Source organism: Rhodococcus sp. JVH1, from assembly GCF_000280725.2.
Classification (GTDB): Bacteria; Actinomycetota; Actinomycetes; order Mycobacteriales; family Mycobacteriaceae; genus Rhodococcus_F; species Rhodococcus_F jostii_A.
Genome location: NZ_CP166289.1, coordinates 1,691,204 through 1,709,762, shown reverse-complemented (window position 1 = coordinate 1,709,762; position 18,559 = coordinate 1,691,204). Strand labels below are relative to the sequence as shown.

General features: G+C 67.4%; 18 protein-coding genes. 9 read left to right on the top strand and 9 right to left on the bottom strand.

The genetic code is table 11. The features are described 5' to 3' along the window. Positions 1 to 55 precede the first annotated feature (55 nt). On the bottom strand, positions 56 to 1,564 hold the full coding sequence (locus JVH1_RS08020; protein ID WP_043781916.1) for a dolichyl-phosphate-mannose--protein mannosyltransferase: 1,509 nt from the start codon (positions 1,562 to 1,564) through the stop codon (positions 56 to 58). A gap of 74 nt (positions 1,565 to 1,638) precedes the next feature. Between JVH1_RS08020 and rsmI the strand changes: the two genes are divergently transcribed. After that, positions 1,639 to 2,469: a 16S rRNA (cytidine(1402)-2'-O)-methyltransferase gene (gene rsmI, locus JVH1_RS08015; protein ID WP_011597796.1), complete on the top strand. Its 831-nt coding sequence runs from the start codon at positions 1,639 to 1,641 to the stop codon at positions 2,467 to 2,469. A gap of 17 nt (positions 2,470 to 2,486) precedes the next feature. On the opposite strand, the gene JVH1_RS08010 is transcribed toward rsmI, so the two are convergent. The 3 genes from JVH1_RS08010 to JVH1_RS08000 are packed head-to-tail and all read right to left on the bottom strand — an operon-like array spanning position 2,487 to position 6,276. Continuing rightward, a complete protein-coding gene (locus JVH1_RS08010) occupies positions 2,487 to 3,722 on the bottom strand; it encodes a DUF2786 domain-containing protein (RefSeq protein WP_050787398.1) in 1,236 nt (411 codons plus the stop codon). A gap of 47 nt (positions 3,723 to 3,769) precedes the next feature. Continuing rightward, entirely contained in the window at positions 3,770 to 5,329 is a 1,560-nt protein-coding gene (metG, locus tag JVH1_RS08005) for a methionine--tRNA ligase (RefSeq protein WP_009478919.1), read from the bottom strand. Between the two features lie 53 nt (positions 5,330 to 5,382). Next, on the bottom strand, positions 5,383 to 6,276 hold the full coding sequence (locus tag JVH1_RS08000) for an SDR family oxidoreductase (RefSeq protein WP_051033790.1): 894 nt from the start codon (positions 6,274 to 6,276) through the stop codon (positions 5,383 to 5,385). A 35-nt stretch (positions 6,277 to 6,311) separates the two neighbouring features. On the opposite strand from JVH1_RS08000, the gene JVH1_RS07995 reads away from it, so the two are divergent. After that, positions 6,312 to 7,154, top strand: coding sequence for a TatD family hydrolase (locus JVH1_RS07995; RefSeq protein ID WP_005255429.1), 843 nt, complete (start codon positions 6,312 to 6,314; stop codon positions 7,152 to 7,154). Positions 7,155 to 7,292: 138 nt separating this feature from the next. Further along, positions 7,293 to 7,733: a DoxX family protein gene (locus JVH1_RS07990; protein WP_009478921.1), complete on the top strand. Its 441-nt coding sequence runs from the start codon at positions 7,293 to 7,295 to the stop codon at positions 7,731 to 7,733. 49 nt (positions 7,734 to 7,782) lie between these two features. Here JVH1_RS07990 and JVH1_RS07985 read toward each other — a convergent pair whose 3' ends face one another. Further along, positions 7,783 to 8,553, bottom strand: a complete 771-nt coding sequence (locus JVH1_RS07985) for an amino acid ABC transporter ATP-binding protein (RefSeq protein WP_009478922.1) — start codon at positions 8,551 to 8,553, stop codon at positions 7,783 to 7,785. Continuing rightward, complete coding sequence (locus tag JVH1_RS07980) at positions 8,550 to 10,019, bottom strand: amino acid ABC transporter substrate-binding protein/permease (protein ID WP_371112954.1); 1,470 nt, start codon at positions 10,017 to 10,019, stop codon at positions 8,550 to 8,552. The genes JVH1_RS07985 and JVH1_RS07980 overlap by 4 nt, the downstream gene beginning before the upstream one ends. A gap of 241 nt (positions 10,020 to 10,260) precedes the next feature. Between JVH1_RS07980 and JVH1_RS07975 the strand changes: the two genes are divergently transcribed. From JVH1_RS07975 to JVH1_RS07960, 4 genes are all read left to right on the top strand, one after another. Then, complete coding sequence (locus JVH1_RS07975; RefSeq protein ID WP_009478924.1) at positions 10,261 to 11,376, top strand: resuscitation-promoting factor; 1,116 nt, start codon at positions 10,261 to 10,263, stop codon at positions 11,374 to 11,376. A 22-nt stretch (positions 11,377 to 11,398) separates the two neighbouring features. After that, complete coding sequence (locus JVH1_RS07970; protein WP_009478925.1) at positions 11,399 to 12,526, top strand: resuscitation-promoting factor; 1,128 nt, start codon at positions 11,399 to 11,401, stop codon at positions 12,524 to 12,526. A gap of 10 nt (positions 12,527 to 12,536) precedes the next feature. Beyond that, positions 12,537 to 13,427: a 16S rRNA (adenine(1518)-N(6)/adenine(1519)-N(6))-dimethyltransferase RsmA gene (rsmA, locus tag JVH1_RS07965; protein WP_011597804.1), complete on the top strand. Its 891-nt coding sequence runs from the start codon at positions 12,537 to 12,539 to the stop codon at positions 13,425 to 13,427. A gap of 435 nt (positions 13,428 to 13,862) precedes the next feature. After that, on the top strand, positions 13,863 to 14,066 hold the full coding sequence (locus JVH1_RS07960; protein WP_005255446.1) for a cold-shock protein: 204 nt from the start codon (positions 13,863 to 13,865) through the stop codon (positions 14,064 to 14,066). 89 nt (positions 14,067 to 14,155) lie between these two features. On the opposite strand, the gene JVH1_RS07955 is transcribed toward JVH1_RS07960, so the two are convergent. Continuing rightward, the gene (locus tag JVH1_RS07955; RefSeq protein WP_043781808.1) at positions 14,156 to 14,590 is read right to left on the bottom strand and encodes a hypothetical protein; all 435 of its coding nucleotides are present in this window, start codon (positions 14,588 to 14,590) and stop codon (positions 14,156 to 14,158) included. A gap of 105 nt (positions 14,591 to 14,695) precedes the next feature. Further along, positions 14,696 to 15,664, bottom strand: a complete 969-nt coding sequence (locus tag JVH1_RS07950; protein WP_029539518.1) for a YafY family protein — start codon at positions 15,662 to 15,664, stop codon at positions 14,696 to 14,698. A gap of 227 nt (positions 15,665 to 15,891) precedes the next feature. Here JVH1_RS07950 and JVH1_RS07945 point away from each other — a divergent pair, with 227 nt between their 5' ends. Continuing rightward, positions 15,892 to 16,734, top strand: coding sequence for a YdcF family protein (locus tag JVH1_RS07945; RefSeq protein WP_043781811.1), 843 nt, complete (start codon positions 15,892 to 15,894; stop codon positions 16,732 to 16,734). Here the strand turns inward: JVH1_RS07945 and JVH1_RS07940 are convergent. Further along, on the bottom strand, positions 16,728 to 18,113 hold the full coding sequence (locus tag JVH1_RS07940; RefSeq protein ID WP_009478931.1) for a C4-dicarboxylate transporter DctA: 1,386 nt from the start codon (positions 18,111 to 18,113) through the stop codon (positions 16,728 to 16,730). The two genes, JVH1_RS07945 and JVH1_RS07940, sit on opposite strands and share 7 nt — an antisense overlap. 139 nt (positions 18,114 to 18,252) lie before the next feature. Here JVH1_RS07940 and JVH1_RS07935 point away from each other — a divergent pair, with 139 nt between their 5' ends. Further along, complete coding sequence (locus tag JVH1_RS07935; RefSeq protein ID WP_005238744.1) at positions 18,253 to 18,555, top strand: urease subunit gamma; 303 nt, start codon at positions 18,253 to 18,255, stop codon at positions 18,553 to 18,555. Positions 18,556 to 18,559 lie beyond the last annotated feature (4 nt).

Below are 18,559 nucleotides of genomic sequence, written 5' to 3'. Positions count from 1 at the left end.
GACCCGGGCGGCTCGACTCATTCCGGGGTCAGCGCCAGCTGGGATAATTCCGGGGTCAGCGCCAGCTGGGGAGCCACAGTTGGTGCTGCCACGTGTCCGGGGTGATCGGGACGGCCGTGAGGATCGGCCACAACCAGATGAAGTTGGCGACCACGAGCCCCACATAGAGGCAGACGGCGAGCAGGCCCGTGGTGCGCCGTTCGAACGACGCCTTCGCGCTACCCAGGATGTCGCCGAGGACCAGCGCGAGACCCATCACCATGAACGGCGCCAGGGCCACCGCATAGAAGTAGTACATCTGGCGGTCCAGGGTGGTCAGCCACGGCAGGAACGCGGCGCCGTAGGCGGTGAGGACGGTGGCGTACCGCCAGTCCTTCCGCACCGCGGTCTGCCACAGCGCCCACACGAGCATCGGCAGTGCCAGCCACCACATCGCGGGCGTCCCGATGAGCATGACGGCCTTGACGCAACTCGACGCTCCGCAGCCGGTGACGTGATCACCCTCGGCGAAGTAGTACAGCATCGGGCGCAGACCCATCGGCCACGTCCACGGCTTCGACTCCCACGGGTGATGATTGCCCGCCGAATTGGTGAGGCCTTCGTGGAACTCGAGGACGTTGCCGCTGTAGTACCACAGCGACCGGAGCGCGCCCGGCACGAACGACCAGGTGCCGCCCGTCCCGATCTCGTTGCCCACGGCATGCCGGTCCACACCCGTCTCGCTGGCGAACCACGCCCAGTAGCTGGCGAGGTACACGAACAGCGGCACGACGACCAGCGCGTACAGCGCCGGGCCCACATCGCGGACGCCGGCACCGAACCACGGTCGCCGCACCCCGTAGGCGCGCCGGGCCGACACGTCGAATGCGACGCTGAGAAGCCCGAAGAACACGATGAAGTAGACGCCCGACCATTTGGTGCCGCACGCCAGACCCAGCATGACCCCGGCGCCGAACCGCCACCAGCGCACTCCGAGTCGCGGACCCCAGTCGCTGTCGCCGATCCGGCCCTCGTCGTACACGCGGGCCATCCGCTCACGGACCTGGTCGCGGTCCACCACCAGGCAGCCCAGAGCGGCGACCGCGAATACTGCCAGGAAGATGTCGAGCATGCCGAGCCGGGACGAGACGAACGTGACGCCGTCCGCGACCAGCAGGATCCCGGCGAGGCCGCCGATCAGAGTGGATCGGGTGAGCCGGCGGACGATGCGGATCACCAGCAGAACCATGATCGTGCCGGCCACGGCGGAGGCGAAACGCCAACCCCAGCCGTTGTAGCCGAAGATCGCCTCGCCCACCGCGATCAGCTGTTTGCCGATCGGCGGATGCACAACCAGTCCGTAACCAGGGTTGTCCTCGAGCCAGCCGCCGGTGAGCACCTGCCAGCCCTGGGGCGCGTAGTGCTTCTCGTCGAACACGGGAGTGCCCGCGTCGGTCGGGTAACCGAGCATCGTGAACCGGGTGATCGCCGCGATCGCCGTGACGAACAGGGTGACCACCCAGCCGCGGGCGCGGTCGACGGGACCGAAGTCGGGGGGCGGCACGAGGGGCGCCGGTCCGACCATGGACGGCTGTCGTGCGGAGGGCGTCGGTCGCTCGTCCGTCAGCATCGTCACGCCGCAATCGTAGGCTGTGGGTCATGACTGGTCGCCTAGTGCTCGCCGCAACACCGATGGGGGACGTGGGTGACGCCTCGCCGAGGCTGCGTACGGCGCTCGGGACGGCCGACGTCGTCGCCGCCGAGGACACCCGCCGCACCAAAGCTCTCGCCTCTGCTCTCGACGTGACGATCACCGGCAAGGTCGTCAGCTTCTACGACCAGGTCGAGACGGCCCGGCTGCCCGCCCTCGTCGCCGACGTCGCGTCCGGCAAGACCGTTCTCCTCGTCACCGACGCCGGCATGCCCTCCGTCAGCGACCCCGGGTACCGGCTGGTGTCGGCGTGCGTGGCCGAGGATCTGGCGGTGACGTGCCTGCCCGGACCGTCGGCGGTGACGACGGCGCTCGCGCTGTCCGGGTTGCCCGTCGAACGGTTCTGCTTCGACGGCTTCCCGCCCCGGAAGCAAGGCCAGCGCAAGACGTGGTTGCGGGCCCTGGTCGCCGAGCAACGCGCGTGTGTGTTCTTCGAGGCACCGCACCGGCTCGCCGACTGCCTGGCAGACGCGGTCGAGGTGCTCGGCGGAACCCGCCGCGCCGCCGTCTGCCGGGAACTGACCAAGACGTACGAGGAGGTCCGCCGCGGCACCCTCGCCGAACTCGCCGAGTGGGCCGCCGACGGTGTCCGCGGCGAGATCACGGTGGTGGTGGAAGGCGCCACTCTCGTCGCGTCCGACCCCGCCGACCTCGTCGACGAGGTGGAGCGACTCGTCGCGGACGGCACCCGGCTCAAGGATGCGTGCGCGCTCGTCGCCACCACCGGCGTGTCGAAGCGGGAACTCTACGAGACGGTGCTGGCCTCCCGGAAGGACTAGGTGCCCTCCGGCGAGCGCTACCGCCGGAGGGCACGCTCTCCGGGAGCCAGCGACGCGTCGTCGGCGGCGGCCTGTCCGGCGTACCAGCCGTTGGCGTCGACAGCCCTGCCGCGCGCCTTCTTGGTACGCGGAAACAGACGGTCGAACTCGGCGTCGACGGCCTCGGATTTGGTGGCCAGAATCGGCAGCAGATCGTCGACAGCGATCGACGCCTCGTCGGCGGCCTCGGCCGTGGCCCGGCTGTCGGCGTCGCGCAACCGCTGGCCGATGCGGCTGGCGAAGCCCGCGAGGAAACCCTTCCGGAACGACGTGGTGCGTGAACCACTGCGACTGTCGGCGTCCGCGAATTGCATTGCGCGCGTTGCCTGCACGAGCAGCGAGGTGAACAGCATGTCTACCTGTTGCAGGTCGAGGGGGGTTCCGACCACGGTCGCGATGGCGAGAGAGCTGAACCACACGGTGCGTACCCGGTTGGAGTCACCGATCTCGGTGAGGAGGTGCACCTTCTCCTTGACATACGGATTCTCCAGGTGGATGCGGCGACTGTGCACCGCCGTGTTGCCCACCCCGTTCTGGGTGTGGAGGAGAGCGGCGTTGATCGCGTAACGCGTCATCAACTCCTGCGCCTTCGCGGTGAAGATCTCGGCCTCCTCCGCGAAATCGGTGGCCTCGGCCTTTGCGAGCAGCCCGCGGATCCTGTTGAGCACCTTCGCGTCGGCCTCGGTCTCGCCCGGCACGGCCGCGGCCGGGTCGGCGACCCGCACGACGGGCCACGTCGACGGCGGGGGAGCGAGCACCGTCCAGCCGGGCAGATTCGTCCACGTCAGTGACAGGTCGGTGAGCTGGTAGACGGAGTGGTACGGGTCTTCGAACAGCAGTCCGGCGGCCAGCGCCCGAACGTCGGGACCGTCGACCGGAACCCGCCCGGCCAGGTGCGACGCACCGGGGTACTGCTCGCCGATGGTGCGGAGTTGCTCCACCCAGTCCCGCGGCGCCCGGTGCGCGGCCCGCGTGCGCTCCGCCTCGTGCAGCACCAGGGCCGCCGCCAGCGCCGCGTCGGACGGCTCCTTCGATCTCCGCGCAAGATGCACGACGTCGGCGGGCTGCCACCCACGCTCGTACGCGGCCGACAACTCACCCATCAGGGTGTGGACCGCCGCGGCGGCCTGGGGGCTCACTTCGTCGTCGAACACGCGCGCTCCGTTCCCGAATCCACCGTGATGAGATCGAATGTATGTTCTATTCGGCGTCATGGGGAGAGTGTGCATGCGGGGTCCGACAAGAACGGACCCCACACGGATCAGTCCTCCACGTAACGCGGGAACACGCCCGACGGCGCCGGCAACGGGGTGCCCGCCACGATGCGTGTCGAGAGGTCGCTGAACTGCCGGGCATCGGCCTTCTGGCCCAGGAGGTCGAGGATCTTCTCCGCGGCGTCCGGCATCACCGGCTGCACGAGGATGCCGACGATCCGCACCACCTCGAGCGTCACGTACAGCACCGTCGCCATCCGCTCCGGATCCGTCTTCCGCAGAACCCACGGCTCCTGCTTGGAGAAGTACCGGTTGGTCTCGCCGAGAACCGACCAGATCGCCTCCAGCGCGAGATGCAGTGCCTGGACGTCGTATTCGGCGCGAACCCGCCCGAGCAGCGCATCCGCCTGCGCGAGCATCGCCGTGTCGTCCTCGGTCAGCTCGCCGGGGGTCGGGACCTGGGCGTCGCAGTTCTTCGCGACCATCGACAGCGACCGCTGCGCGAGGTTGCCGAGCTCGTTCGCCAGGTCGGCGTTGATCCGGGTGACGATGGCCTCGTGGCTGTAGCTGCCGTCCTGGCCGTAGGAGATTTCGCGGAGCAGGAAGAAGCGCACGGCGTCGAGGCCGTACTGCTCCACCATGGCGACGGGGTCGACGACGTTGCCGACCGACTTCGACATCTTCTCGCCCTTGTTGTAGAGGAATCCATGCACGAAGACGCGCTTCGGCAGTTCGATTCCCGCCGACATCAGGAACGCCGGCCAGTACACGGTGTGGAACCGGGTGATGTCCTTGCCGATGATGTGCAGGTTCGCCGGCCAGAACTTGCCGAACTGCTCGGAGTCGGTGTCCGGGTATCCGGCGCCGGTCAGGTAGTTGGTGAGCGCGTCCACCCACACGTACATCACGTGCTCGGGATGGTCGGGGACCGGAACGCCCCAGTCGAACGTCGTGCGGGAGATCGACAGGTCCTTCAGTCCGCCCTTGACGAAGCTGACGATCTCGTTGCGGCGAGTCGCGGGTGCGATGAAGTCGGGATTCTCCTCGTACAGCCGGAGCAGCTTGTCCTGGTACTCGGACAGCTTGAAGAAGTACGTGGACTCCTCCGTCCACTCGACCGGGGTGCCCGTCTCGGTGGACAGGCGTGAACCGTCGTCCTGCAGGGTGGTCTCGGCCTCGGTGTAGAACGCCTCGTCGCGGACCGAGTACCAGCCCGAGTACGTGTCGAGGTAGATGTCGCCGTTGTCGAGCATCCTCCGCCAGATCGCCTTGCTGGCTTCTTCGTGATCGGCATCCGTGGTGCGGATGAACCGGTCGAAGGAGATGTTCAACGTCTTGTCCATGGCCTCGAACACGTCCGAGTTCCGCGCGGCGAGCTCACGGACGTCGATGCCTTCCTTGGCCGCCGTCTGCTGCATCTTCAGGCCGTGCTCGTCGGTTCCCGTCATGAAGTAGACGTCGAACCCGTCCAGACGCTTGAAGCGTGCGAGGGCGTCCGAGGAGATGTACTCGTAGGCGTGGCCGATGTGCGGGACGCCGTTCGGGTACGCGATCGCCGTCGTCAGATAGAAAGGTGGCCGCGAGGCGGTGGAATCAGCAGCATTCATGGTGCGACCACTCTATCTGCGCGCCGCCGTTTCGTGACGCGCAGATTCGGGTTCTAGGCCTGCCCGGCGCCGCCCTCGTCGGTGACGGTGCGTGACTCGTACGCCGCGCGGGCCGACTTGTTCGTGGACCTGACCTGGTCGGGGACCATGCGGCGGATCGCGAAGTCACGGGCGAACTGCGGAAAGACGGTGACCAGGCGCGCAAGCGGGCCGACGTACCGGGGGATGGTGACCTCGAACCGGGGGCGGTGGATCACCGCGACGACGGTCTTCGCGACGTCGGCCGGCGTCAGCAGTTTTGCCGCGCCCGTCGCCGTGCCGGCCGCGAGTTCGGTGTCGACGACAGCGGGCATGATCACCGAGATCTGCACGCCCGACCCGCGGAGTTCCTCGCGGACACCGGTCAGGTAACCGAGCACGCCGTGTTTCGTCGCGGCATACGTCGACTCGCCGGGGGGTGCGACCTTCGACGCCAGCGACGCCACCGTGACGATCTGGCCGCGGCCGCGCGCACGCATCGCCGGCGCCGCCAGTCTCACCCCGCGGATGACGCCGTGCAGGTTCACGGCGAGCTGCCGATCCGTCGCGGACTCGGGTTCCTCGTCGAACCTGCCGACCCACATCACGCCCGCGTTGTTGACGAGTACGTCGATCCTGCCCCAGTGGTCCTCGACGGCCGTGAGGAATGCCGCGAACGACGCGGTGTCGGTGACGTCCAGTTCGAGACCCTCCACCGTCCCGCCCGCCCGGCCGAGTTCGTCCGCCGTCCTGCGGGCGGCGGCGCCGTCGACGTCGCCGATCGCGACCCGGGCGCCGGCCAGTGCCAGCTGTCGGGCGACCTCCCTCCCGATTCCCCTCGCGCCACCGGTCACCGCGATCACGCGGCCGTTCATCGAGCTCGAAGTCATGGACACGGCTCCCTCCCCGTCCGGGAGAAAGTACCGCATGTGACACGTGCGGCGGCGGCGTCGACAATGTCCGCATGAGCAAAGACCGTCCCGCCCCGGAAGCCCCCGCGCCGCTGTTCCCGCTCGTCGACTCGCACACCCACCTCGACGCGTGTGGTGCCTCGGACGCCGCGAGCGTCACGGCGATCGTCGACCGGGCCGCCGCGGTCGGGGTGGAGCGGGTGGTCACGGTGGCCGACGACCTGGCGGCCGCGCAGTTCGCCGTCGATGCGGCCCACTGGGATCCCCGCGTCTACGCGGCCGTGGCCATCCACCCCACCCGGGCGAACGTGCTCGACGACGCGACCCGGGCGGAGATCGAGCGACTGGCCGGTGATCCTCGGGTGGTCGCGGTGGGGGAGACGGGACTCGACTTTTACTGGCCCGGGAAACTCGACGGCTGCGCCACGGTCCCCGAGCAGACCGAGGGCTTCCGCTGGCACATCGACCTCGCGAAGCGGCTCGGCAAGACGCTGATGATCCACAACCGGGAGGCCGATCAGGCGCTGCTGCAGGTGCTGCGTGAGGAGGGTGCGCCGGAGACGGTGATCTTTCACTGCTTCTCCTCGGACGCCGAGATGGCGCGCGAGTGCGTCGACGCCGGTTACGTCCTCAGCTTCTCCGGCACCGTCAGCTTCAAGAACGCGAAGGCCTTGCGGGAAGCGGCCCCCCTGGTGCCATCGGATCAGTTGATCGTCGAGACGGATGCGCCGTTCCTCACTCCGCACCCGTTCCGGGGCGCTCCCAACGAGCCGTACTGCCTCCCGTACACGGTCCGGGCGCTCGCCGAGATCCGTGGCGAGGATCCGGACGACCTGGCGAAGGCGTCCACCGCGACCGCCGAGCGCGTGTACGGCCTCCGCCCCGTGAGCGGTTGACGAGTCCCTGGACTCGTCAACCACTCACGGGGCCGAAAGCCCTATGTTGAAGTTTCAAGTTAGAGAACTTAGGATCGTTGCTTGTTCAACCAACGGTCGTCCCGGTCGCGCGGGGACACCACGATGAAAGGCACATCCATGAACAACCCCGCAGTTCGAAGCCTGGGAATCCTCGTCGCCCGCGTGGGCATCGGCGTCATCTTCCTCGCCCACGGCTGGCAGAAGGCCTTCACCAACGGACTCGACGCCACGACCGCCGGCTTCGAGGCCATGGGAGTTCCGCTTCCCGGCGTCTCGGCGTTCCTCGCGACGTGGATCGAGCTGATCGGCGGAATCGCACTCATCGTCGGGGCGGCCGTCCCGATCTTCGGCATCCTGCTCTTCCTCGACATGGTCGGCGCCTTCTTCCTCGTGCACGTCGACAAGGGAATCTTCGCCAGCGAGGGCGGCTACGAGCTGGTGCTGGCTCTGGGAGTCGGCTCGCTGCTGCTCGCCGTCGTCGGATCGGGCCGGTTCGGCGTCGACGGACTGCTCGGCCACAAGGTTCCGTGGGTCGCGAAGGAACGCGCCACCGTCTGACCCCATGTAAGTGGCGAAGCGTGCCCCGGCACGCTTCGCCCCTCACGTGTCAGAGGACCTTGTTCAGGAAGTCCTGGGTGCGGGACTGCTGCGGGTCGCCGAAGATCTGCTCCGGAGTGCCCTCCTCCACCACGTAACCGTCGGCCATGAAGATCACCCGGTCGGACACCTCGCGGGCGAAGCCCATCTCGTGCGTGACCACGACCATCGTCATGCCACCCTTCGCGAGGTCGCGCAGAACCTGCAGCACCTCGCCCACCATCTCGGGGTCCAGGGCGCTGGTCGCCTCGTCGAACAGCATGATGTCCGGGTTCATCGCCAGGGCCCGCGCGATCGCGACGCGCTGCTTCTGCCCACCGGACAGGTTCGCCGGCTTCGCGTCCGCCTTCTCCGCCAACCCGACCTGCTCGAGCAGCCGGACCGCCGTCGCCCGCGCCTCCTCCTTGGAGGCCCGCTTGGTCTGCACGGGCGCGAGCATCACGTTCTCGATCGCCGTCATGTGCGGGAACAAGTTGAAGTGCTGGAAGACCATGCCGATGTGCTGACGCACCCGGTCGATGTCGATCTTCTTGTCGCTCACGTCGAACCCGTCGACCACGACCTTGCCGTCCGTGATGTCCTCGAGCCGGTTGAGGCAGCGCAGGAACGTGCTCTTGCCGGAGCCCGACGGCCCGATCACGCAGACCACTTCACCGCTCGCGATGTCGACGTCGAGGCCCTTGAGGACCTCGTTGTCGCCGAACGACTTCTTCAGACCCTTCACCCGGATCTTCGGGTCGGCGGTCTCGGCCTTGTTCTCTGTCACCGGTGTCTCGGTCACTTGTTGATCCTCTTCTCGAGCCGGTTCGACAGCTTCGTCAACGCCATGATGATGATGAAATACATCACGCCGATGATCAGCCACATGTTGAAGGACTGGAAGTTGCGGGCGATGATGATCCGCCCGGTCTGAGTGAGCTCGGCGAGCCCGATCACGGACAGGATCGACGTGTCCTTCAGCGTGATCACGAACTGGTTGATGTACGACGGGATCATCGTCCGCACGGCCTGCGGCATCACGACCTTCTGCATCGACTTCAGGTAGCTGATGCCGAGGCTCCGCGACGCTTCCATCTGGCCCTTGTCGACGGACAGGATGCCGCCGCGCACGATCTCGGCCATGTACGCGCCGGCGTTGAGGCTCAGCGTGATGATGCCCGCCGTGAACGCCGACATCTGGAAGTCCAGGGCCGCCGGGATGCCGAAGTAGATGAAGAACGCCTGCACCAGCAGCGGGGTGCCGCGGAACACGTCGACGTAGGTGGTGCCGATGCCGCGCAGGACGATGTTGGTCGACACCCGGAACAGGCCGAAGATCGCACCGAGGACGAGCGCGATGGCGATCGAGACCACGGTCAGGACGATCGTGAGCCACAGGCCCTCGAGCAGCAGCGGGTAGGTGCTCTTGATCAGGCCCAGGATCGAGTTGTCGTCGTCGGATGCGTCCGAGTTGAGGTAGGTGTCGAGGATCTCGTCGTACTGGCCGCTAACCTTCAGGTTGGCGAGCCCGGTGTTGAATTCCTGCAGGAGCTGCGCGTTCTGGCCCTTCGCGACGGCGAACCCGTAGCTGGCGCCGGGGACCTTGTCGGTGACCGTCTTGAACCCGTTGCCCTGCTTGATGCCGTAGGCGAGGACGGGGTAGTCCTCGAACACGGCCGCCGAGTTACCCGTGCGGACCTCGTCGAACATGCTCGACGAGTCGGCGAAGTACTTGGTGGTGAATCCGTACTGGTCCTTGATGGACTCCGCGTACGTGGCGCCCTCGGTGCCGTTCTTGACCGCGACGGATTTGCCGCGCAGGTCCTCGTACGAGGTGACCGAGTCGTTGCTCTCGAGCACGCCCATCTGGACGCCCGACTCGAAGTACGGATCGGAGAAGTCGAACGTCGCCTTGCGGGCGTCGGTGATCGACATGCCGGCGATCATGCCGTTGGCCTGACCGCCCGTGACCGCCTGGAGTGCGGCGTCGAATCCGACGGCGTTGACCTGGTAGGTGAACCCCTGGTCCTCGGCGATGGCGGCGAGGAGATCCATGTCGATTCCGACGAGCTTGCCGCTCTCGTCCTGGAACTCGAACGGGGCGAACGTGATGTCGGTGGCGATGGTGTAGTTGTTGCCCGGTGCGGGCTCTTGTGCGCCGGCGAGGCCGGGCGCGACGAGTGTGACGAGCAGCGTCAGCGCGGCGATCACCGCGGGCACTCTCGGACGTCTGACGAGTCTCAGAAGTCGATCGGATCTGCTGCGCACGGAACCCCAGCTTTCTCAGTCAGTAGTGCCCGGTCGCTTCCGGGCTTCTTGGTGCATGTCGCAAGATACTGCGTTTCGCACGTGGTCCGGACCAGAAGCGATCCTTCGCGGTGAAGTGAAAACTGTCCCCGATCTCAACCTTTTCGTGATCTCGCGCGCAGGTCGTAGCGGCAAAGTTGCCAGACCATCGCCGATTCGTTACCGTACCGTGATCAAACCTTCGCCAGCCTTGGGAATTCATGTGTCGCCTTTAGCCAGAATCAACAACGCCAAATCGCCCCTTCTCTACGTAGTCGTCGCGGCACTGCTCGCGACGCTCGTCGTGGGCGGTGCGCTGGCAGTGGCGCGGCACAAGACCATCACGCTCGACGTCGACGGCGAGACCATCTCGCTCGGGACGATGGCCTCCGACGTCGGCGGCGCGCTCGACGACGCCGGGTACGCCGTCAGTGAGCGTGACGCCGTCGCTCCCGCAGCCGACGCATCACTCTCCGACGGCGACACCGTGGTGCTGCGGCGTGCCCGCGAGATCGACCTCACGGTCGACGGGCAGCCGAAGACAGTGTGGACCACCGCCCTCACCGTCGACGACGCACTGAAGCAGTTCGAACTCGCCGACGACGTCCACGTCTCGGCGTCCCGCTCCGAGCGCCTGCCGCTGGAAGGCACCTCGCTCGAGGTCGTCAACGCCAAGCTCGTGAAGGTCGCCGACGGCGGCGCACCGCTCACGGACGTCCGGCTGGCAGCCCCCACCGTGGGTGAGCTCCTCGCCGCCAACGGCGCCCCGCTCGAGCAGGCCGACACCGTCGTTCCGCCCGCCGACGCCCCCGTCGTCGAAGGCACCGAGATCCACGTGACCCGCGACCGCACCGAGACTCGCACCGAGACGCTGCCCATCGCACCGCCCGAGAACCGCGTCGAGGATCCCGCGCTCGACAAGGGCAAGACCGTCGTCGCGAACCCCGGAGTTCCCGGCGAGCGCACCGTCACCGCATCCGTGAAGACCGTCAACGGTGTCGAGGCCGGACGCCAGGAGCTCAGCTCTCAGGTGCTCCGCGAGCCCGCGCCGGCACTGGTCAAGGTCGGTGTGAAGGAACTCGCCATCTCCAACGCCTCCACCTGGGATTCGATCGCGCACTGCGAGGCCACCGGCAACTGGGCCATCAACACCGGCAACGGGTTCTTCGGCGGACTGCAGTTCACCCAGAGCACCTGGGAGGCGTTCGGCGGCAGCCAGTACGCCGCCCGCGCCGACCTCGCAACCCGCGAACAGCAGATCTCCGTCGCCGAGAAGGTCCAGGCGGCACAGGGCTGGGGCGCATGGCCCGCCTGCACCAGCAAGCTCGGACTCCGCTGACGGTCTGAAGTAAAGGAACACGATGTCGCCCTTCGCGAAGATCAACTCGGCTCGCTCGCCGCTGCTCTACACCGTGGTGGCCCTGCTTCTCGCCACACTGATCGCAGGCGGAGTGATGGCCGTGGTCCGGCACAAGACCGTCACACTCGACGTGGACGGCGAGAAGATCTCGCTGAGCACCATGACCACGAGCGTCGACGCCGCCCTGTCCGACGCCGGGTACTCGATCAGCGACCGCGACGCCGTGGCACCGGAACGTGACGCGAGCCTGTCCGACGGGGACACCGTGGTGCTGCGCCGCGCGCGTGAAGTGACGCTGACGGTGGACGGTCAGCCCAAGGCGGTGTGGACTACCGCGCTCACCGTCGAGGACGCGCTGAAGCAGTTCGAACTCGGCGAGGACGTGCACGTGTCCGCGTCCCGTTCGCAGCGACTTCCGCTCGACGGTGCAGCGCTCGAGGTGCTCAATCCGCTCGTCGTCACGCTCGCCGACGGCGCGCTGCCGGTCACCGATGTACGCATGGCCGCGCCGACGGTCGGGGAGTTCCTCGCCGCGCACGGCGCGCCGCTCGAGCAGGCCGACACCGTCGTCCCGGCCGCGGACACCCCGCTGACCGAGGGCATGGCCGTGACCGTCACCCGCGACCGCACCGAGACGAAGGTCGAGACGTTGCCGCTGGCTCCGGAGGAGCAGCGCATCGAGGACCCGACGATGAACAAGAGTCGAACCGTGCTCGAGAATCCGGGCGTGCCCGGCGTCCAGGACATCACGTTCGCGGTCAACACCGTCAACGGCAGGGAAGTCGGACGCAACCAGGTGTCCGCGACGGTCACGACGCCGGCGCAGCCGAAGGTGATCCGCGTCGGCGCGAAGCCGGGCACCGAGGTGCCGCCCGTCGAGAACGGTTCGGTCTGGGACGCGCTCGCGCAGTGCGAGGCCACCGGTAACTGGGCCATCAACACCGGCAACGGATTCTTCGGCGGCGTCCAGTTCGACCAGAACACGTGGGAGCGTCAGGGCGGCCTCAAGTACGCGCCGCGCGCCGACCTCGCCACCCGCGAGGAGCAGATCGCCGTCGCGTCGCAGACGCAGAAGACACAGGGCTGGGGAGCGTGGCCGTCGTGCTCGGGCAGGCTCGGCGTGCGTTAAAGTTCGGCTGGTGTCCGAAGCCGAAGTACCCCCCGTCGCTCGAGGTCAGGCCGCACTGCTCGGCCCCGCCGAGGTGCGTGCGCTAGCCGAGGAGTTCGGCGTGCGCCCCACCAAGCAGCTGGGGCAGAACTTCGTGCACGACGCGAACACGGTCCGCCGCATCGTCGCCACCGCGGGCGTGGGACGCGAGGACACCGTCCTCGAGGTCGGGCCGGGGCTCGGTTCGCTCACGTTGGCGCTGCTCGATGTCGTCGACAAGGTGATCGCCGTCGAGATCGACCCCAACCTCGCGGCGCGACTCCCGGTCACGGTCGCCGACCGGGCTCCGGAACTCGCGGACCGGCTGACCGTGGTCGGCGCGGACGCGATGCGGGTCAAGCCGTCCGAGATCCCCGGTGAGCCCACGGCTCTCGTCGCGAATCTGCCGTACAACGTTGCGGTGCCGGTGCTGCTGCACCTGTTCTCCGAACTTCCCAGTCTCCGAACCGCTCTGGTGATGGTGCAGGCCGAGGTCGCCGACCGGCTGGCGGCGTCCCCGGGCAGCAAGATCTACGGTGTGCCGAGCGTGAAGGCCAATTTCTTCGGCGCCGTGCGGCGCGCGGGCGCCGTCGGGCGCGCGGTGTTCTGGCCCGTGCCGAAGGTCGAGTCGGGTCTCGTGCGCATCGATCGGTACGCCGAACCGCCGTGGCCCGTCGACGACGCACACCGCCGCCGTGTGTTCGCCGTCATCGATGCGGCTTTCGCTCAGCGCCGCAAGACTTTACGCGCCGCGCTCGGCGGTTGGGCCGGTTCACCCGCGGAGGCGGAGCGGCGACTGCTCGAGGCCGGCATCGCACCGTCCGCCCGCGGTGAGACCCTCGACGCGGCGGCCTTCGTGCGTCTCGCCGCCACCCAGCCGTGAGTACTTATTAACCGCGGGACGTTGATAAGTACTCACAGGGGGGGTATCCCACGGTCATCGGCATCCCGCCGTTTTCGACGGTGCAGGGTGAGGCGTGGCCGGTTCCGGGACGACCGGGGTCGGCGCTCGTCCGCTGGAGTGCCTACGCGGGGCTGACAGCGGGCGCCGGACGGGATCGTGGCGCCCGTTGCTCCCGGTGTGTACGCCAATTTCATCCCCTGACCTGCGCGAGTTCGGCCCGGGGGAGACAACCGGCCGGATGTGTGGTTCACTATTGGAGGTCGTAAGTTTTGTGTTTGTGTTTCCCACGCTCGCAAATCGATGGTTGCGAGCGTTTGGACGTCCTCCACAGGAATTGTCATAGACGGTCGTGTTCAATGACCCAGGTAACCGAGCCGGTTGCTTGAAGAAGTTACTGTGTTAGAGGAGATTTACATGGCAGAGGGCATCGTGAAGTGGTTCAACTCCGAGAAGGGGTTCGGCTTCATCGCCCCCGAGGATGGCAGCGCTGACGTGTTCGTCCATTACTCGGAGATCCAGAGCGGCGGCTTCCGCACGCTCGAGGAGAATCAGCGCGTTTCGTTCGAGATCGGCCAGGGCAACAAGGGCCCGCAGGCCACCGGCGTCACCCTGATCTGAGAACGGCCATGACTTCCCGGTTCGCCGGGACATGACGTTCGAGCAAGGCCCCACTCGTCAGAGTGGGGCCTTGACTCGTTTCCGACCGGCTACGCCGACCGCAGGTGAGCGGCCTGATACCCGAGATTCATGGCGCAGACCAGCCAGAGTTGCAGTGCGGAATTCTCCGACGGACCGAACAGCCCGATCACCGCAGCGGCTCCGAGCGCCGCGGCGACGAAGAACGTGGCCGTGCCGAGCGCCCGCCGGGGCCTCGACGAGAAGATCACCACACCCGTCACGAAGAGCGCCCACAGTGTGGTGGCGAGGATGGTCGCGGTGACGAACCAAGCCGTCGAGTACCTGCTCGGCCACGTCCACGGCTGGGTTCCGTTGTCGAGGGTGCACACGAACGCCAGCGAGAACGCCATGATCACCACCGTCGCGCCCGCGAGCGCCAGATGGCCCCCGACGAGCACCTTCCCGACTGTTCCCGTCCCCGCAGGCGCCCGCGCGCGCCCCTCCTCGACAATCGTGTGCTGCATCCCCGACTACCCCGCCCTTTCTGTCGTCACCTGGTTGGACGCCGCGCAGGACCGTTCGGTTCCCACAGATTTTCGGTCCACGGTGACGGCTGAACGGCGTCTCGGTCAGGCGTTACCGTAGCGGTCGGCGAAGAGGCGGTGGCGCTCACCCACCCGCCGGCACTCTTCGCGCAGCTCAGGAGGGTCGAGGACGGTGAAGTCGACGCCGAATGCGCTGAGCCAGTTGGCTATCGACGGCACGGAGTCGCCGCCGAGCGCGACCGCGCATCGTCCGTCGGGCATTTCTTCGAGGGTTCCCCAGTCTTCGTGCACCAGGGTCGCCATCTCGTCGATCGACGCGTGCAGCAGCACCCGTGCGCGGATCCGGGTGACGGCGCGGTTGATGCCGCGTGCGACGAATTCGGCGGCGCCGCCGGGCGGTAGTTCGCGGGGCGCGAACCGCGGTCCTGTCGGGATCTTGGGTGTCAGGCGATCCATGCGGAACGACCGCCAGTCGGCGCGCGTGAGGTCCCAGGCGACGAGGTACCAGCGCAGCCCGGATCGGACGAGACGGTACGGCTCCACTTCACGCCGGCTCTCGGTGCCGTCGTGGGTGCGGTAGTCGAACCGGAGTCGTTCGTGGTTGTGGCACACGGAGGCGACGGCGGACAGGATCTGCGCGTCGACGGCGCTCTTCGCGGGCTCGCGGTGGACCACGTCGACCTGCAGCGCCTCGAGGCGGTGCCGCAGACGGGACGGCATCACCTGCCGGAGTTTGGTGAGCGCTCGCATCGACGCCTCCCCGATGCCCACCACGGACCCGGTCGCACCGGATTGCAGGCCGAGTGCGACGGCCAGGACTTCCTCGTCGTCGAGGAGCAGGGGCGGCATTTCCGCGCCCGCGCCGAGTTGGTAGCCACCGCCCACCCCGACGGTCGCGTCGACGGGGTACCCGAGGTCGCGGAGTTTCTCCACGTCTCGCCGGACCGTGCGTGGGGTGATGCCGAGCCGGTCGGCGAGTTCTGCCCCGGACCAGTCCTTTCGGGTCTGGAGCAGCGACAGTAGCCGGAGGAGTCGTGCCGAAGTTTCCCGCATGCGTCCCAGAATGCCATCGATAGAGGACATCTTCGGTCCTCTATCGACTGCGGGTAACGGTAAGTAACGATTTTCCCACCAGCCCCACGAGTGTCACTACACTGGCGCCGACGCTCCACGGACCATCGCATGTGTACTTCGTGAAAATCCGACGGAAAGGTCTCAGCGTGACGCAGTTTCGTGTTCGGCCCATTTCTTCAGCAGTCAGGGCGCTGCTCGCCACCGTCATGACCACCGCCTTCTGCCTGGCTCTGGCGGTCTCGACCACCGCGACGGCATCCGCCTCGGCCGCCGACCTCTTCAACAGCGCGCAGGGCAGATTCGCCGCGGGTGACACCCGTGGCGCCCTGGCGGACATCGGTGGCGCCGTCGCCGGCGAACCCGGCGACACCAATGCGCTGGCGTTGCAGGCCATCTACGCCGACGCCGCGGGCGACCCGGTCACCCGGGAGACCGCGCTCGCCCGGCTCGGCGCGATGGACGGTGGGATGCGCGCCGGCGTCGACGGGATGCTGAACGCGATCAGAATTGCGTCGTTCACGCCCCCGAACCCACTTCCGGCCATCCAGGGTCCGTCCACCGCGATCATCGTCCTCGGTTACGGACTGCTACCCGACGGCGCGATGCGACCGGAATTGATCAACCGCCTGCAGGCCGCGCTCGTCCAGTCGTGGGCCTCGCCGATGTCGCCGATCATCGTCACCGGCGGCAACCCGCAGAACGGCATCACCGAGGCGGCCGCGATGCAGGGATGGTTGCAGTCGCACGGTGTCCCGGCGCAACGCATCCACCCCGAGCATCGTGCCGGATCGACGGTGGGCAACGCGCTCAACTCCGTTCCGCTCGCGCGCTCGCTCGGCGCGGGGGGTGCGATCATCGTGACGTCGGCCAACCACATCCGCAGGGCAACGGTCGATTTCAACGTCGCCGGACTGCCGGTGGTCGGGGCGATGAGCGCGATCACCAGTGCCGGTCAGCTGATCGCCGAAGTCATGCCGCTGACCAAGGATCAGCAACTCGGCATGTACCGCGACGCGATCAGGGTCTTCGGCATTCCCGCCGGCTACTGACGCGACTCGTACTCGGCCACGACCGGCGGCTGCGCGACGGGATCCGCGCCGCCGGGGCTGAGCCTTCCGTTTACGGCGTCCTGCATCTTCTGCTTGTCGAGCTGGCCTTCCCAGTTCGAGACGACGAACGTGGCGACACAGTTGCCGAGGAGGTTCACGAACACCCGCATCGAGTCCATGATCCGGTCGGCGCCGAGCAGCACCGCTACCGCCGCGACGGGGAAGATTCCGAGCGCGGTCGCGGTCGCCGACAGCGCGAGGAACGACGACCCGGGTACGCCTGCCATGCCTTTCGACGTGAGGAGCAGGATGAACAGCGCGCCGAGCTGGTCGGCGACGGACAGGTCGTGGCCGGTGGCCTGGGCGAGGAACAGTGTCGAGATGGACAGGTAGATCGCGGCCCCGTCGAGGTTGAACGAGTATCCGGTCGGCACCACGAGCCCGGTCGCGGCCTGTGAGTTCCCGGCGCCGACGAGCTTGGTCATGATGCGGGGAAGCACTGCCTCGGACGATGCGGTTCCCAGCGCGAGACCGAACTCCTCCTTGGTGTAGCGGATGAACGTGAAGACGTTCAGTCCCACGGCGACCTTCGCGATCAGCGCGAGGACGAGGACGAACAGCGCTCCGGCGAGGTAGCAGCAGGCGATGAGCTTGGCGAAGCTGCCGAGTGTGGAGATTCCGTACTGGCCGATGATGAACGCCATCGCGCCGAACGCGCCGATCGGGGCGAGCCGCATGATCCAGCCGATGATCATGAAGATGATGTGGCTGAGGTGGTCGACGAGTTCGAGGACCAGCGGGGGACCGTGCTCGCCGTACTTGGCCAGCGCGATGCCGAAGAGCACCGCGAAGAAGAGGACCTGCAGAAGTATGTTGTCGGCGAACGCGCCCACCACACTGGTGGGGACGATGTCCATGAGGAATTCGACGGCGCCGGGGAGTTCGCCACCGCCGGTCTTCTCCGCGATCTGCTCGGTACCGTCGGCGAGAGTGGCCGGGTCGATGTCGAATCCGGCGCCGGGCTTGACGATGTTGCCCATGACCAGTCCGAAGAGCAGCGCGAACCCGGTGACGGCGGTGAAGTAGATCAGTGCCTTCACCCCGATGCGTCCGACGGCCTTGACGTCGCCCACCTTGGCGATTCCCGTGACGACCACCGTGAAGATCAACGGCGCGATGAGCATCTTGATCAGCTTGACGAACGTGTCGCCGATCGGTTTGAGCTCCGACCCCACCGTCGGCCACAGCCAGCCGAGAGTGATGCCGCCGACGATTCCGACGAGAAGCTGGACGAACAGGTTGGTGTACCAGGGCGATCGCGTCCCGGTTGTCGACACGTCGCCGCCGGGTGGGGGATGGGCGTCAGTGGAGATGGCCATTGGGGGAACGCTAGGAAGGTGCTGTGACGGGTTCGTGTCACGAATGTTTCCGCGGTGAGAACGGCGGCCGTTCCGGGCGTGGGCGGTGCCACACTGCAGTTCGTGGCAGTATTGCGACGCACCGACCGCAGGAGGACATATGCGCTTGTCGCCCCACGAGCAGGAGCGTCTGCTCCTGAGCTACGCCGCGGAACTCGCGCGCAGGCGCCGGCAACGCGGCCTCGTGTTGAACCATCCGGAGGCGGTGGCCCTCATCACGGATCACATCCTGGAGGGGGCCCGCGACGGCCGGTCGGTGGCGGAGTTGATGGTGTCCGGTCGTGAGGTGCTCACCCGGTCCGACGTGATGGAAGGCGTCCCGGAGATGCTGCACGACGTGCAGGTGGAGGCCACGTTCCCGGACGGAACCAAGCTCGTCACCGTCCACGATCCGATTGCGTAGGGGT

Coding starts and splice junctions, on each gene's coding strand:
- JVH1_RS07945 (WP_043781811.1), top strand. CDS start 15,892: ATGACCACCGCCTTCTGCCTGGCTCTGGCGGTCTCGACCACCGCGACG.
- JVH1_RS07960 (WP_005255446.1), top strand. CDS start 13,863: ATGGCAGAGGGCATCGTGAAGTGGTTCAACTCCGAGAAGGGGTTCGGC.
- JVH1_RS07950 (WP_029539518.1), bottom strand. CDS start 15,664: ATGCGGGAAACTTCGGCACGACTCCTCCGGCTACTGTCGCTGCTCCAG.
- JVH1_RS07990 (WP_009478921.1), top strand. CDS start 7,293: ATGAACAACCCCGCAGTTCGAAGCCTGGGAATCCTCGTCGCCCGCGTG.
- JVH1_RS08000 (WP_051033790.1), bottom strand. CDS start 6,276: ATGCGGTACTTTCTCCCGGACGGGGAGGGAGCCGTGTCCATGACTTCG.
- JVH1_RS08020 (WP_043781916.1), bottom strand. CDS start 1,564: ATGGTCGGACCGGCGCCCCTCGTGCCGCCCCCCGACTTCGGTCCCGTC.
- metG (WP_009478919.1), bottom strand. CDS start 5,329: ATGAATGCTGCTGATTCCACCGCCTCGCGGCCACCTTTCTATCTGACG.
- JVH1_RS08010 (WP_050787398.1), bottom strand. CDS start 3,722: ATGACGCCGAATAGAACATACATTCGATCTCATCACGGTGGATTCGGG.
- JVH1_RS07995 (WP_005255429.1), top strand. CDS start 6,312: ATGAGCAAAGACCGTCCCGCCCCGGAAGCCCCCGCGCCGCTGTTCCCG.
- rsmI (WP_011597796.1), top strand. CDS start 1,639: ATGACTGGTCGCCTAGTGCTCGCCGCAACACCGATGGGGGACGTGGGT.
- JVH1_RS07970 (WP_009478925.1), top strand. CDS start 11,399: ATGTCGCCCTTCGCGAAGATCAACTCGGCTCGCTCGCCGCTGCTCTAC.
- JVH1_RS07940 (WP_009478931.1), bottom strand. CDS start 18,113: ATGGCCATCTCCACTGACGCCCATCCCCCACCCGGCGGCGACGTGTCG.
- JVH1_RS07955 (WP_043781808.1), bottom strand. CDS start 14,590: ATGCAGCACACGATTGTCGAGGAGGGGCGCGCGCGGGCGCCTGCGGGG.
- JVH1_RS07935 (WP_005238744.1), top strand. CDS start 18,253: ATGCGCTTGTCGCCCCACGAGCAGGAGCGTCTGCTCCTGAGCTACGCC.